Source organism: Geodermatophilus sp. SYSU D00705 (genome assembly GCF_054050135.1).
The window spans coordinates 11,268-24,183 of sequence record NZ_JBJGYT010000038.1 but is presented as its reverse complement, the minus strand read 5'-3'; the positions used below and the strand labels follow the sequence as shown (position 1 = coordinate 24,183).

Sequence of the window (12,916 nt, the reverse complement as noted above, 5' to 3'; positions counted from 1 at the left end):
GAACGACGGGTGCGGTGCCGGCGGGCGCTGTGCCGCCGGGTCCGGTGCCGGCGGGTGCCACGGGTGCCGCGGCCGCGGGAGGAGGAGGGACCAGCGGTACATGGCGGGGAGGGTCGTCATGGCGGACCTCGTGCGACGATGGTCAAGCACCTTGTCTGACGCGGAGATGGTGAAGCAGCTTGTCCACTGCTGTCAACGGCCGGCCGGAGCCGCTGGTCTTCACGCTGCTGGAGCAGGCCATGATGCGGCTGCGCGACCGGCTCTACGCGCTCAGCGCGGCGCGCTTCCCGGGGCTGCGGGCGCGGCACTACCGGTTGCTGTCGTTCCTGCCCGAGGAGGGGGAGCGGCTCAGCCGGCTGACCGAGGAGAGCGGGCTCACCAAGCAGGCGCTGGCCCAGGCGCTGGCGCCCCTAGAGGCCGGCGGCTACGTCGAGGTGGTGCCCGACCCCGCCGACCGGCGGGCCCGGCTGGTCCGCCTGAGCCCGCGGGGCCGTGAGGTCACCGCGGCCCTGCGGGCGACGCTGGCCGACGTCGAGAGCGGTTGGGCCGCCGAGGTCGGCGCCGACCGGTGGGCCGCGGCGCGCAGCGTCCTGACCGACCTCGCCGTCGGGGGGCGGCGCGCCGGCCCCGACTAACGTCGGGCCGACGACCGGGTGCCCTCCGGCCGTCGCCGACCCACGTCCCCGGAGGTCCCATGCCGCAGCCGGTCACCGCCAGCGGCACCCGCGAGGTGCCCTACGACCGGGGCCGGGTGTGGCGGGCGCTCGCCGTCCTCGCGCCCTACTGCGCCGTGTGCGACGTCTCCTACGTCGTGGACGGCTCCGGGTCCCCGGGCCGCGGGACGACGTTCGTCTGCGTGCCCGGCCGGCTGGCCGACGGCGCGCAGCCGCCGCCCGGCGCGCCCCGGGGCGAGATCGTGGACTGGGAGCCGAAGCGCGCCGTGGGCACCCGGCTGGAGCTCACGCCCGAGACCTGGACCACCCGCATCGAGCTCGCCGACGCCGGGGCGGGCGCCACCCGCGTGACGATCACCGTCAGTCACGAGGCCAGGCGCGGCAACCGGCTCGCCCAGCGGCTGGTGCGGGGCAGTGTGCGGCAGATGGTGCAGCGCACCGTCGACGGCGAGCTGGACAAGCTACCCGCACACGTCGACCTGTTGTCCCGGGACTGAGCGAGGGCCACGATCGGGTGACCGGCAGGTGTGCCGCAGTGATCTTGGGGTACCCACCTCGCCGAATGGGCCTGCCGCCTGGAGCAGGCCCGCGAGCGCAAGGGAGAGCACCATGATCTGGGACATCCTCGGGCTCATCGTCGTCGGCCTGATCATCGGCGCGCTGGCGCGCCTCATCAAGCCCGGCAAGCAGCGCATGAGCATCCTGGCCACGATGCTGCTCGGTGTCGTGGGCGCGCTGATCGGTGGCTTCATCGCCAGCCTGATCGGCACCGGCGACATCTTCGAGCTGAACGTGCTGGGCTTCATCCTCGCCGTCGTGGCCGCGGTGATCCTCGTCGGTGTCGCCGAGGGCGTGTCCGGCGGCCGCAACCGCGCCGTCCGGTGAGCCCCGCCCCGGGGGCTCGGGCGACCGTCAGAGGTCGACCGAGTCCCCGGGGGCGAGCCGGCTGTAGGGGGTGGGCGTGCCCGGTCCCCGCTCACCGAGCATCCCGCCCACGACACCCAGACCGGTGTCGTTGAGCAGCCCGTCGTGCACGGCGAACGCCTGGTCGGCGTCCACCGCCCGCACGTAGTCGATGACCTCCGAGACCTTCGACCACGGCGCGTGGACCGGCAGCAGCAGGGTCGAGACCGGCTCCTCCGGCACCGTCAGCGCATCACCGGGGTGGAACACCTGGCCCCCGACGAGGAACCCGACGTTGGGGATCCGCGGGAGGTCGGGGTGGATCACCGCGTGCAGCTCCCCGTGCACGGTCACGTCGAAGCCGGCCACCGTCACCGCGTCCCCGTCGCCCACGACGTGCACGCGGGTGCCGAGGCCCTCGAGCTGACCGGCCACCGACCGGTTCGTCCAGACCTCCAGCCCGGCGTCGGCGTCCATCGCCGCCCGCAGGACGTCGGGGGCGAAGTGGTCGACGTGCTCGTGGGTCACCAGGACCGCACTGGCCCCGTCGAGGGCCGTCGGGTCGGTGAACGCCCCCGGGTCGATGACCAGCCGCCGGCCGTCCTCGCTGAGGACGACGCAGGCGTGGCCGTGCTTGGTCAGCTCCATGTCGCCACATCCTGCCCGGCGGGTGGCCGGGCGGCGATCGGGCGCCCCGTCTCACCCCTCCGGGGGACACGGCGACGCGGGGCCGTGTCCCGGGTCCGCCGGCCTGCCGACCTCCTGGGTATGAGCGCCCAGATCCTCGCCCCCACCGTCGTCGCCGCCCGCAGCCGGGCCCACGGCCCCACCGCCGCCCTCTGGCACGCGGTCGAGCTGCACCGCCCCACCGCCGAGCTGGACGGCGCGTGCGAGCTGACGCTGTGCGGGTCGCTGGCCCGCGTCGTGGTCGAGCAGCCCTGGCCCGCGACGGCCCGCGACGTCTGCCCGGCCTGCGTCGTCCTGTCCCGCTGACGAGGGTCCTCTACGCCCCGCGCCTCGCAGGCTCGCCGCGGATCCCTGCAGGGCCGACCTACGCGCCGTCGTCGAGCTCGGCCCGGAGCCGGGCCAGCAGGTCCGACCGGTTGCTGGCCCCGAGCCGCTGCCGCATCCGTGACACGTGGTGCTCCACCGTCTTGGCCGAGATGTAGAGCCGGCCGCCGATCTCCCGGTAGGTCTGCCCCGCCACGACCAGCCGCGCCACCTCCCGCTCCCGCTCGCTGAGCACCCCTCCGGGCGCGGTCGGTGCCGGCGCCGGCACGGGGACGGGCTCGCCCGCCGCCCGCGGCGCGGGCACCGCGGGCGCGGCCTCGCACCCGGCGCTGTCGGCCAGTGACCGGGCGCAGCCCAGCAGCACCGAGCGGGCCTTCTGGTCCACCGTCCGGGCCGCGGCCTGGCCGGCCAGCCGGGAACCGTCCCAGCCCAGCCCGACCGCGGTGAGCTCCTCGGCCGCGGTCACCACGCTGCCGGCGTCGACGTCGCCGGTGAGCACCCGCATCCAGGACCGCCCCGCCCGGGCCAGGGTCGCCGCGTAGGGGCTGGTCCGCGCGGCGGCCACCAGCGCCGCCGCGTGCGGCCGCAGCCCGTCCGGGTCGTCGGTGAGGATCGCCGCCTGCGCGCCGCTCCAGTGCAGCGAGGTGGCCCACAGCTGCGGGTTGCCCAGCCGCGCCAGCAGGGCCTGCGCCTCCGCCAGGTGCGGCCGCAGCCGGTCGCCGTCCTGCAGCCGGGCGGCGGCCACCACCAGCTCGCCCAGCGGCAGCAGCGTGAACAGGTCCACCGGGTGGCGGACCACCGCCTCCCGCGCCCTCACCCAGGCCCGCACCAGCGCCGGCACGTCGCTGCTGCGCCGGGCCAGCCCCACCTCCAGGGCCTGCAGGAAGACGTCGTCGCGCGGCTCGAGCGCCGCCGGCCCCTCCCCGTCCCCACCCGACGGCGCCGCGTCCACGTGCGCCGAGGCCTGCCCCCCGCCCATCCGCGCCGCCTGCACGTGCGCCGAGGCCTGCGCCGCGGCCATGTACTCGCGGGCGCGGGTCATCCGGCCGGCCAGCATCGCGATCCACGCCAGCAGCAGCAGGTGCCGCGGCCGGCACGGCGCGCCGCCGAGATCGGCGTCCACGGCCCGCTGCAGCACCGACTCGGCCACCCCCAGCTCCCCGCTGTGCAGGGCGACCAGCGCGGCCAGCGCCGCCGGGGTGTCGACCAGCAGCGCGGTGCGGCCCACCGGCTCCAGCAGGGCGGCCGCGCGGGTGAGCGTGGACAGCGCCGCGGCGATGTCGTCGGCGGCGTTCGCGCCGGTGCGCAGCGACTGCAGCACGCCCTGCGCGGTCAGCTCCTCACTCACCGACAGCACGGTCGGCAGCCCCCCGGCCGCCCGCGCGCCGTCCAGGACGGCGGCCGCCTCCTCCGGCTCCCCGGTGGCGAGCAGGGCCAGCGCCGCCGAGCCCGCCCGCTCCGGCCCGGCCAGCCGGCACAGCGCGGCCGCGCGGGTCAGCAGCCCGCGCTGGGCGAGCACGGCCGCGGTCACGCCGGCGGCGCGGGCCCGGTCCGGCGCCGCCGGGTCGGCCAGCGCGGTGTCGGCCCACTGGAGGGCGCCGTCGAGGTCCCCGGCCAGCGCGGCCGCCTGCGCCCGCCGCGCGGCCAGCCCGGCCACCGGCGCGCCGGTGTGCGCGGCCGCTCCGAGCAGCTCGCCGGCCAGCGCCGGGTCGGCGGCCAGCGCCGCCTCCCCGTGCCGCTCCAGCAGGCGGGCGGCCTCCGGGTCGCGCACCCGTTCGGCGGCCAGCCGGCGGGCGAGGTCCAGGGGCTCCTCGCCGCGCTCGACCAGCAGCGCGAGGAGCTGCCGGCGGGTGCGGCGGGTGACGTCGGGCGGGGTCGCCTCCAGCAGCAGCTGGGCCACCAGCGGCACGACCGCGCCGCGGGGCAGCAGCAGGCCGCTGGCGCGGGCGGCGGTGACCAGCTCCGCCGCGTGGCCGGGCAGCACGTCGAGCAGTCCGCCCAGCACGTCGTCGTCCAGCGGGGCGCCGGCGGCGACGGCGTGCAGCAGCGCCCGGGTCTCCTCGCCGACGGTCGCCAGCTGGGCGCGGATCCGGTCGGCGACCTCCTCCGGGACGGCCGGACCCAGCAGCCGGCCGCTCGCGCCGCCGTGGCGGGCCAGCGCGCGCAGCAGCGGGTGCACCAGGGAGGGCAACCCGCCGGTCCGGGCGTGGACGGCGTCCACCAGGTCCGGGCCGGCGGCCTCGCCGAGCTGCTCGCGCGCCCACCCCCGCACCGTGGCGCGGTCGGCGTGGCCGAGGACGACGGTGCGACGGTCCCCGCCGAGCTCGGGGAGCAGGGCGGTGAGCGGTGCCGGGCGGGGCCACGGCCGGTGGGCCAGCGCGATGCGCGCGCCGGGCACGCCCACCAGCGCGACGAGCCCGGCCGCGGCCGGCCCGGACAGCCGGTGGGCGTCGTCGACGACGACGGCGAACTCCGCCGGCAGCCCGGCGGCATCCGCGGGGACGCCGTCGAGCACCACGACCCCCGACCGCCGCCACTCGGTGGCGAGCTCGTTGAGCAGGTGCGTCTTCCCCGTGCCGCCGGGGCCCTGCACGGTCACCACGGCCGGGCTCGCCGCGGCGATCGCGTGCACGGGAGCGCTCGCGGCGGGCAGGGTGCCCGTCGCGCCGGTCTCGGCGGTCACAGCAGGTCCGTGCCGAGCTCGATGACGGGTTCGGGCGCCGGCTCGGGGGCCGGCGGCGGGGTCGGGTCCGGTGCGGGGGCCGTCGGCTCCGGCTGGGGGTCGGGCTCCGGCTCCGTCGTGGGCTCGGGCTCGGGGTCGGTCGTCGGCCCGGGGTCGGTGACGGGACCGGGGTCCGTGGTGGGTTCCGGCTCGGTCGTCGGCTCCGGCTCGGTGGTGGGGTCGGGCTCGGTCGTCGGCTCCGACGTCGGGTCGGGGGGCTGCGGCGTCGAGGTGCCGGGCGCCGCCGGGCCCGGGGCCACCGTGCCGGCCGGGGTCACCGGCCCCGCCGGACCGCCGGGGGCGCTGGGCCCGGGGCGGGACGGCGTGGGGGAGGGGGTGTCGGGGGTCCCCGCCGCGCTGCTCCGCGCCGCGGTGGTGATCGCCGCGGCCAGGCTGGTCCGGGGCCGGGTGCTGTCCAGGGTCCCGGCGGTGCCGCCGTCCGAGGCCCCGCCGCGGCTCCCGGGAGCGGCCGCCGTCGCGGGCTGGGCGGCCGTGTCGGTGGACGGGGGGCTGTCGACCTCAGCGGTGCCGGTGGCGATCACCTGCCCGCCGCTGTCGTCGTCCTCCGCGGCGGTCCGGGTGGGAGCGGGGTCGGAGCCTAGGACGCCGGCCAGCGCCGGGGGCACCACCAGCAGCCCGAGCAGGGCGCCGCCGACCACCGCGCCGCGCCGCACCCGCGAGCTCCGCTGTGGCCGCGTCGTCCCGCCGGGCCGGCGGGACGACGGGCCCTGCGCGGCCGGGGGACGGCGGTCCGCCACGGGAGCCGGGACGTCCTCCGAGGAGGCGACCGGCACGGCCGGGACGGCGGCCATCAGCTGCTCGGCGACGAGCGCGTCGGCAGCCAGGGCGGCGGCGCCGAGCGCCGCGGTGAGCGCCGGCTCCGGGGCGACCACCAGCGGCCGGCCCAGCTCACCGGAGAGCACCTCGGCGACCAGCGGCACCCGCACCGCGCCGCCGGCCAGGACCACGGCGTCGAGGTCGGCTGGCTGGAGGCCGGCAGCCGCCACCGCCTCCTCCACCGCGGTCACCGACTCCCGCACCGCGCCGGCGAGGACCTCGTCGAGCTCCTCCCGGGTGAGCCGGACCGGTCCGTCCGGACCGTCCACGGCCACGTCCACGGTGGTCCGCGCGGACAGCGCCTCCTTGGCCGCGGTGCAGGCCGCACGGAGCGCCGCCGCCCCGGCCGCCCCGGCCGGCGTCCCCCCGGAGCCGAGCACGTGCGCGACGACCGCGTCGTCCGCGTCGCGCCCGCCCCAGGCCCGGGGCTCCGGGGGCAGGCCCCGGTGCCCCAGGGGCTCGTCGGCCGTGGGGCCGACGACGGCGGTGTCCAGCGTGCTCGCGCCCAGGTCGTAGACGGCGACGGTCGGCTCGGGCGCCAGGTCGCCGGCCACCACGTGGTGGTGCACGGCGGCGACGGCGCTGGAGACGAGGGAGAAGCGCGGGACGCCGGCGGCCTCCAGGGCCCGGGCGAACACGGCGCGGCGGTGCCGGCCCCAGGACGGCGGGACGGCGACGACCGTCCACGCGTCCGGCCGGCCCTCCTGCCGGGCGGCGGCCTCGCGCACCCGCTGGACGGCTCCCGCGGCGAGCGCGGCCGCGGACACCGCCCGCTCACCGGCGTAGACCGGCTCCGGGGTGCCCACCCGGGCCATGACGTGGGGGACGGTGACCCCGTCGGGCACCGGCTCGAGCCCCACCTCGCCGTCCGGGCCGACCGCCACGTCGGCGGGCAGGGCGGTCCCCCGACCGCCGAGCGCCAGCGGCTGCGCCGTCACCTCCCCCGTCGCGTCCCCGGCGCACACCGCGGCCGAGATCGTCCCGTCGCCGATGTCGATGCCCAGCCCGTACTCGTCCTCGCGCACAGGTAGCCCCCTGGTTCCCCATCACGTCCCGGGGCCCCCGCGTTGGACCTCCCGGTTCCGCGAACGTATGGCCCGCTCACCCCATCTGTCTCATGCCGACGCCCCGACGGACGGGTGCGGACCGTAAGTGGGGGGCGACACCCCGCAGCCCCTAACGGGGAGTCAGCACGCACCCCCCATTCGGGTGATGTGACGAGGGGGACAGTCCCCGATGCCGGGGACCGCCGTCCGCGGCTGGACTGCGGTCGCCAGCCGGCCGAGATCGCGGACGGCTCGAGACCCAGGAGTGCCAGCCATGACGACCCTCGCCAGCTCGCTGCTCGACTTCATCCTCGGCCTGTTCCGCGACCCCGAGAAGGCGGCCGCGTACGACGCCGACCCGCGCGGCACGCTGGACGCCGCCGGCCTGACCGACGTCGAGCCCAGCGACGTCGCCGACCTCGCGCCGATGGTCTCCGACTACTCCACCGTGGGTGCCTGGAGCGGGGGCCGCGGCGACTCCTGCGACGGGGACGACCGCTCCGGGCTGGTCGCCGGCGCCTCCCACCGCCCCTCCCGGCACGAGGACGACGACGACCGCGGCTCGTACCGCCCGGTGCACGACCGGGACGACGAGGACCGCCACCACGACCGGGACGACGACGGGCACGGCGGCTCCCACGGCGGCCACCCTGCCCACGGCGGCGGTCACGAGACCGTGGTGATCACCCACCTGCAGAACATCGAGTACACCAACCACGAGACCCACGTGTCCGTCGACGCCTCGCACAGCATCTGGGTGAGCGGCGACGCGCAGGCGATCTTCGGCGACGTGGAGGGCGACGTCTCGCAGATCGACAACTCCGGCGGGGTCTACGTCGGCGACGACCTCGAGGACTCGAAGGTCGTGGTCGACCACAGCGACAACTCGGTGGAGGACTCCTACAACGAGAGCACCGACGTGTCCGGCAACGGCAACGCGGTGGGCACGGGCAACGACGTCGACACCGACATCGACACCGACATCGACGTGGAGAACTCGGGCAACACCCAGCACGGCGACGGCAACGTGTCCGGCAACGGCAACGCCACCGACAACTCCACGAACACCGACGTGGACCTCGAGGTGGAGGACTCGTTCAACGACAACTCCGACAACTCCACGAACACCGACGTCGACATCGACGACTCGTTCAACGAGGACAACTCGGACAACTCCACCAACACCGACGTGGACGTGGAGATCGAGGACTCCTTCCAGGACAACTCCGACGACGACGGCCTCGACGTCGACGTCGAGGACTCCGCCATCGGCAACGAGTACGAGTCGACCGACAACTCGGTCTCGGTCGAGGACTCCTTCACCGTGGAGGACTCCTTCACGGTGGAGGACTCCTTCCAGGACAACTCCGAGGAGAGCGTCGAGGTCCGCGAGGCCGAGGTCGACGACGTGACCGTCTGACCCCCCGCTCGCCCGGCCCGGGTGTCCTCCGCGGACACCCGGGCCGGGTCGCGCTCCATCGCCGTCCCCGGTGGTAAGACCGGGTCCCAGGGAGGTGGCCGTGGTCACGTCAGCACAGGTGCTCGACCGGGCGCTGGCGCTCGCGCAGGTCTGCGAGCGGCCGGACCTGCACCGGCGGCTGGTCCAGGCGCAGGCGCGCTCCGAGACCCCGGGCGTGCGCGTCCTGGTCGTCGGCGAGCCGAAGCAGGGCAAGAGCTCGCTGGTCAACGCGCTGGTGGGGGCGCCGGTCTGCCCCGTGGCCGACGACGTCGCGACCGTCGTCCCCACGGTGGTGCGGGCGGGGGAGCAGCCACGGGCCACGCTCGTGCTCGCCGCCGGCGACGCGCCCACCGGGCCGGCCGACGGCGAGGCGCCCACCGAGCGGGTGCCGGTGCCGATCGAGCAGGTGGCGGCCCGGGTGACCGGCGCCGGCGCCGAGCGGCTGGTGCAGGCCGAGGTGGAGCTGCCCCGGCAGCTGCTGGCCGGCGGCCTGGAGCTGGTCGACACCGCGGGGGTCGGGGGAGTGGGCATGGCCCGGGCGCTGCGCACGGTCGACCTGCTGCCCAGTGCCGACGCCGTCCTGCTCGTCACCGACGCCAGCCAGGAGTTCACCGCCCCGGAGATGGCCTTCCTGGAGCAGGCGCGGGCGCTGTGCCCGACGGTCGTCTGCGTCCTCACCAAGACCGACGCCTGCCCCGAGTGGCGGGCGATCGCCGAGCTGGACCGCGCCCACCTGGCCGGCCGCGGCATCGAGGCGCCGCTGTTCTGCGTCTCCTCCGCACTCGCCCAGCTGGCGGTGCAGCACCGCGACCGCGAGCTGCACGACGAGTCGGGCATCGCGCCCCTGGTCGCCCACCTGCGCCGGGAGGTGGTCGACCGCGCCGAGACGCTGGCCCGGCGGTCCCTGGTGCACGACCTCGCGGCGGTCACCGAGCACCTGTCCCTCGCCGTCCGCTCGGAGCTGTCCGGGCTGCAGGACCCGGCCGGCCGGGAGGAGCTCGTGCGCGGCCTCGAGGAGGCCAAGGCGGCCGCCGACGATCTGCGCCGGCGCTCGGCCCGCTGGCAGCAGGTGCTGGGGGACGGCGTCACCGACCTCATGAGCGACATCGACTTCGACCTGCGCGACCGCTCCCGGGTGGTGACCCGCGAGGCCGAGGAGGCGATCGAGGCGCAGGACCCCGGCCCGGCGTGGGGCGAGCTGGCCGAGTGGCTGGACCGCCGCATCGCCGCCGCCGTCGCCGACAGCTACGTGTGGGCCGAGCAGCGCTCGGAGTGGCTGGCCGAGCGGGTCATCGAGCAGTTCGCCCGGGACGGCGGCGCCGCGGTCCCCGCGCTGTCGGTCGGGGCGGCGGGCGACGCGCTGGAGAGCCTGGTCGACCTGCCCGACATCGACGACGGCGCGATGACCCTGCGCGAGCGCACCCTCATCGGCCTGCGCGGCTCCTACACCGGCGTCCTCATGACCGGCCTGGTGACGAGTCTGGCCGGGATGGCGATCATCAACCCGGTCTCGCTGGCCGCGGGTGTGCTGCTCGGCCGCAAGGCCTACACCGACGACAAGAAGCAGCGGGTCGCGCGCCGGCAGGCCGAGGCGAAGGCGGTGGTCCGCCGGCACCTGGACGAGGTGGTCTTCCAGGTCGGCAAGCAGCTCAAGGACCGGTTGCGCACCGTCCAGCGCACCCTGCGCGACCTCATCACCGACACCGCCGAGGAGATGTCGCGCTCCCTGGCCGACGCGGTGGCCGCCGCCCAGCGGTCGACGAAGGAGGCCACCGCCGAGCGGGACGCCCGTGTCCGGTCGCTGCGGCTGCGGCTGGACCAGCTCGACCGGCTGGCCGCCGACGTCCGCGTGCTGGAGCGGGTGCCGGTGACCGCCGCATGAGCACCGTGGGGACGGCGGGAGCGGGCACCGTGCTCGACGACGTCCGCGGGCTCCTGGACGACGCGGTGGAGCGCTACCGCGACGTCCCTGCCGTGGCCGGACGGCTGGCCGCCCAGCGGCGGCGGCTGGACGAGCCGCTGCGGCTGGCGCTGGTCGGCCGCGTCAAGTCGGGGAAGTCCACGCTGCTCAACGCGCTCGTGGGCGCGCGGGTGGCACCCACCGACGCCGGCGAGTGCACCCGCGTCGTGACCCTCTACCGCCACGGTGCGACGCCGCGGGTGCAGCTGCACGGCGTCGACGGCGGTGTGCGGGCCCTGCCGGTCCGCCGGGCCGACGGCGGCCTGCAGCTCGACCTGGGCGGCACCCCGGCCGAGGAGGTCGAGCACCTGCTGGTGGAGTGGCCGGCCGCCGACCTGCTGCCGGCGACGGTGGTCGACACCCCGGGGATCTCCTCGCTGTCGGCCGGCACCAGCGCGCGGACCCGCACCTTCCTCGACGCCGGGGAGGGGCCCTCGGGCGCCGACGCGGTCGTCTTCCTGACCCGCCAGCCGCAGCCGGAGGACGTCGCCGTCCTCGCCGGCTTCCAGGACGACTCCGGCGCCGCCGGCGCGCACACCACCACGATCACCGTGCTGTCCCGCGCCGACGAGATCGGCGCCGGCCGGCTGGACGCCCTCCACGCCGCCGGCGCGGTCGCCCGGCGGATGTCGGAGGACCCGGCGCTGCAGGCGGTCAGCTCGGCGGTGGTGCCGGTGGCCGGGCTGCTGGCGCTGGCCGGGCGCACGCTGCGCCACGGGGACTTCGTCGCGCTGCGCACCCTGGCCGGCGCCGACCAGCAGCAGGTGGCGGCGATGCTGCTGACCGCCGACCGGTTCACCCGCCCCGAGGCGGCGGTGCCGCTGGCGCACGACGTCCGCGTCTCGCTGCTGGAACGGCTCGGGCTGTTCGGCATCCGGCTGTCGATCGCCCTCGTCCGGGCCGGCATCGCGGACGCCTCCGCGCTCGCCGACGAGCTGCTGCGCCGCAGCGGCCTGACCGAGCTGCAGCGGCTGCTGCGCGTCCACCTCACCGCCCGGGGCGACCAGCTCAAGGCCGGGACGGCGCTCCGCCTGCTGGCCGGGGTGCTGGCCGAGCACCCGGTCGAGGGCGCGGACGACCTGCGCGCCGGCGTGGAGCGGGCCCGGCTGGCCGCCCGGGAGCTGGACGAGCTGGCGCTGCTGGCCCGCGCGCGGGCGGCCGGCAGCCCGTTGCCGGAGGTCCTGCGCCCCGACGCGGAGCGGCTGCTGGGCGCCGAGGGCACCACCCCGGCGGCGCGGCTGGGGCTGCCCGAGGACACCGCCGCCGCCGATCTGCGCGCGGCGGCCCGGACGGCGCTGGACCGGTGGCGGGCGGCCGCCGGCGATCCGCTGGCGGCGCGGGCGACCGCGGACGCGGCCGCGCTGGTCGTCCGGACCTGCGAGGCGCTGCTGGCCGGGCTCGACGGCTGGCGCGGCGGGCCGCCGCCGGGGCCGTCAGTGCCCGGCGGGGGCGCCGCGGAAGAAGGCCCGCGAGCTCCGGGTGGCCAGCGGCAGCAGGGCGAGGACGAACAGCCCGCCGGCGGCCAGTAGGGCCATCCGGTCCACCTCGGCGTCCCCGGCGACCAGGCTCTGCGCCACGTCGAGGACCAGCAGTGCCGGCAGCGCGGTCAGCAGCAGCGCCCAGCGGGCCCAGGCCCGTCCGCGCGTCAGCAGGACGACCCACACCAGGGAGACCAGGACCACGAAGGTCACGCCGCCGGTGACCACGGCGATCGTGGCGCGCACCCCGTCGGCGACGACCGCGGCCGACGCCGTCGGGTCGTCGGCGGTCGCGGTGGCGGTCAGCCGGTCGCGCAGGGCCGCGGAGTCGAGCAGGGCGGTCGCCACGCCGGTCAGGGCCGCCAGGCAGCCCGCGCACCACAGCGCCACGGTCGCCCGCACGGTGGCCGGGCGGGAGGTCGTGGCGCGGCCGAGCGGCGGCGCGATGTCGCTGGTGGTCGCCGGGCGCGGGGGCGGAGGCGGCAGGTGCTGCACCACGTTGCCGGTCATGACCACCCGCCGTGGCGACGGGAGACGGGCCTCCGCCGCGGCCGACGACGGGTCGGCGGCGCCTCCTGCCGTGTCCTGGCCCCCGGATGGCCGCGCCAGCTCCGTCACGTGTCCCCCTACCGACGACGATGTCGGCCGGAGCCTGTCATCGTCGCGGATGCGGACCGGACGGTCACGCGCCGGAGCCGTCGGCGCGCTCTCGTGTCGACACCGCGAGCAGCCTCAGCACTGCATTCAGTGAGCAAGGACCCGCTGCGCCCCACCGCTCGCCGGCTCGCGGCGGCCCCTGCAACAGGGCCGGCCGTGCGGGTGCCGC

At 77.3% G+C, this 12,916-nt stretch carries 11 protein-coding genes; 7 read left to right on the top strand and 4 right to left on the bottom strand.

Features of this window, described 5'->3' with window-relative positions:
- The first annotated feature begins 179 nt into the window (after nt 1–179).
- The 3 genes from ACI78Q_RS20735 (at nt 180) to ACI78Q_RS20725 (ending at nt 1,559) form a co-directional block, all read left to right on the top strand.
- Nucleotides 180–635 (top strand): MarR family winged helix-turn-helix transcriptional regulator, encoded by a 456-nt coding sequence (locus tag ACI78Q_RS20735; RefSeq protein WP_456925346.1) that lies wholly within the window; start codon nt 180–182, stop codon nt 633–635.
- 59 nt (nt 636–694) lie between these two features.
- The gene (locus ACI78Q_RS20730) at nt 695–1,171 is read left to right on the top strand and encodes an SRPBCC family protein (protein WP_456925345.1); all 477 of its coding nucleotides are present in this window, start codon (nt 695–697) and stop codon (nt 1,169–1,171) included.
- 112 nt (nt 1,172–1,283) lie between these two features.
- Nucleotides 1,284–1,559 carry a GlsB/YeaQ/YmgE family stress response membrane protein gene (locus ACI78Q_RS20725; protein ID WP_456925344.1) on the top strand — a complete coding sequence of 92 codons (276 nt, stop codon included), beginning with the start codon at nt 1,284–1,286 and terminating at the stop codon, nt 1,557–1,559.
- A 27-nt stretch (nt 1,560–1,586) separates the two neighbouring features.
- On the opposite strand, the gene ACI78Q_RS20720 is transcribed toward ACI78Q_RS20725, so the two are convergent.
- Nucleotides 1,587–2,225: an MBL fold metallo-hydrolase gene (locus ACI78Q_RS20720; RefSeq protein WP_456925343.1), complete on the bottom strand. Its 639-nt coding sequence runs from the start codon at nt 2,223–2,225 to the stop codon at nt 1,587–1,589.
- A gap of 120 nt (nt 2,226–2,345) precedes the next feature.
- On the opposite strand from ACI78Q_RS20720, the gene ACI78Q_RS20715 reads away from it, so the two are divergent.
- On the top strand, nt 2,346–2,570 hold the full coding sequence (locus tag ACI78Q_RS20715) for a hypothetical protein (RefSeq protein WP_456925342.1): 225 nt from the start codon (nt 2,346–2,348) through the stop codon (nt 2,568–2,570).
- Between the two features lie 58 nt (nt 2,571–2,628).
- On the opposite strand, the gene ACI78Q_RS20710 is transcribed toward ACI78Q_RS20715, so the two are convergent.
- Both ACI78Q_RS20710 and ACI78Q_RS20705 read right to left on the bottom strand, forming a co-directional pair.
- A complete protein-coding gene (locus ACI78Q_RS20710; RefSeq protein ID WP_456925341.1) occupies nt 2,629–5,271 on the bottom strand; it encodes a LuxR C-terminal-related transcriptional regulator in 2,643 nt (880 codons plus the stop codon).
- Nucleotides 5,268–7,172 (bottom strand): Hsp70 family protein, encoded by a 1,905-nt coding sequence (locus ACI78Q_RS20705; RefSeq protein WP_456925340.1) that lies wholly within the window; start codon nt 7,170–7,172, stop codon nt 5,268–5,270. Before ACI78Q_RS20705 ends, ACI78Q_RS20710 begins: the two co-directional genes overlap by 4 nt.
- Nucleotides 7,173–7,467: 295 nt before the next feature.
- Between ACI78Q_RS20705 and ACI78Q_RS20700 the strand changes: the two genes are divergently transcribed.
- From ACI78Q_RS20700 to ACI78Q_RS20690, 3 genes are all read left to right on the top strand, one after another.
- The gene (locus ACI78Q_RS20700) at nt 7,468–8,613 is read left to right on the top strand and encodes an IniB N-terminal domain-containing protein (protein WP_456925339.1); all 1,146 of its coding nucleotides are present in this window, start codon (nt 7,468–7,470) and stop codon (nt 8,611–8,613) included.
- A gap of 100 nt (nt 8,614–8,713) precedes the next feature.
- Nucleotides 8,714–10,534: a dynamin family protein gene (locus tag ACI78Q_RS20695; RefSeq protein WP_456925338.1), complete on the top strand. Its 1,821-nt coding sequence runs from the start codon at nt 8,714–8,716 to the stop codon at nt 10,532–10,534.
- Nucleotides 10,531–12,141 carry a dynamin family protein gene (locus ACI78Q_RS20690; protein ID WP_456925337.1) on the top strand — a complete coding sequence of 537 codons (1,611 nt, stop codon included), beginning with the start codon at nt 10,531–10,533 and terminating at the stop codon, nt 12,139–12,141. Before ACI78Q_RS20695 ends, ACI78Q_RS20690 begins: the two co-directional genes overlap by 4 nt.
- Here ACI78Q_RS20690 and ACI78Q_RS20685 read toward each other — a convergent pair.
- Nucleotides 12,046–12,600, bottom strand: a complete 555-nt coding sequence (locus tag ACI78Q_RS20685) for a hypothetical protein (RefSeq protein ID WP_456925336.1) — start codon at nt 12,598–12,600, stop codon at nt 12,046–12,048. The two genes, ACI78Q_RS20690 and ACI78Q_RS20685, sit on opposite strands and share 96 nt — an antisense overlap.
- Nucleotides 12,601–12,916: the final 316 nt, after the last annotated feature.

What these genes read in the sequence shown, in the direction of transcription:
- ACI78Q_RS20730 (WP_456925345.1), top strand. Translation starts at nt 695, where the DNA reads ATGCCGCAGCCGGTCACCGCCAGCGGCACCCGCGAGGTGCCCTACGAC.
- ACI78Q_RS20725 (WP_456925344.1), top strand. Translation starts at nt 1,284, where the DNA reads ATGATCTGGGACATCCTCGGGCTCATCGTCGTCGGCCTGATCATCGGC.
- ACI78Q_RS20720 (WP_456925343.1), bottom strand. Translation starts at nt 2,225, where the DNA reads ATGGAGCTGACCAAGCACGGCCACGCCTGCGTCGTCCTCAGCGAGGAC.
- ACI78Q_RS20715 (WP_456925342.1), top strand. Translation starts at nt 2,346, where the DNA reads ATGAGCGCCCAGATCCTCGCCCCCACCGTCGTCGCCGCCCGCAGCCGG.
- ACI78Q_RS20700 (WP_456925339.1), top strand. Translation starts at nt 7,468, where the DNA reads ATGACGACCCTCGCCAGCTCGCTGCTCGACTTCATCCTCGGCCTGTTC.
- ACI78Q_RS20690 (WP_456925337.1), top strand. Translation starts at nt 10,531, where the DNA reads ATGAGCACCGTGGGGACGGCGGGAGCGGGCACCGTGCTCGACGACGTC.
- ACI78Q_RS20685 (WP_456925336.1), bottom strand. Translation starts at nt 12,600, where the DNA reads ATGACCGGCAACGTGGTGCAGCACCTGCCGCCTCCGCCCCCGCGCCCG.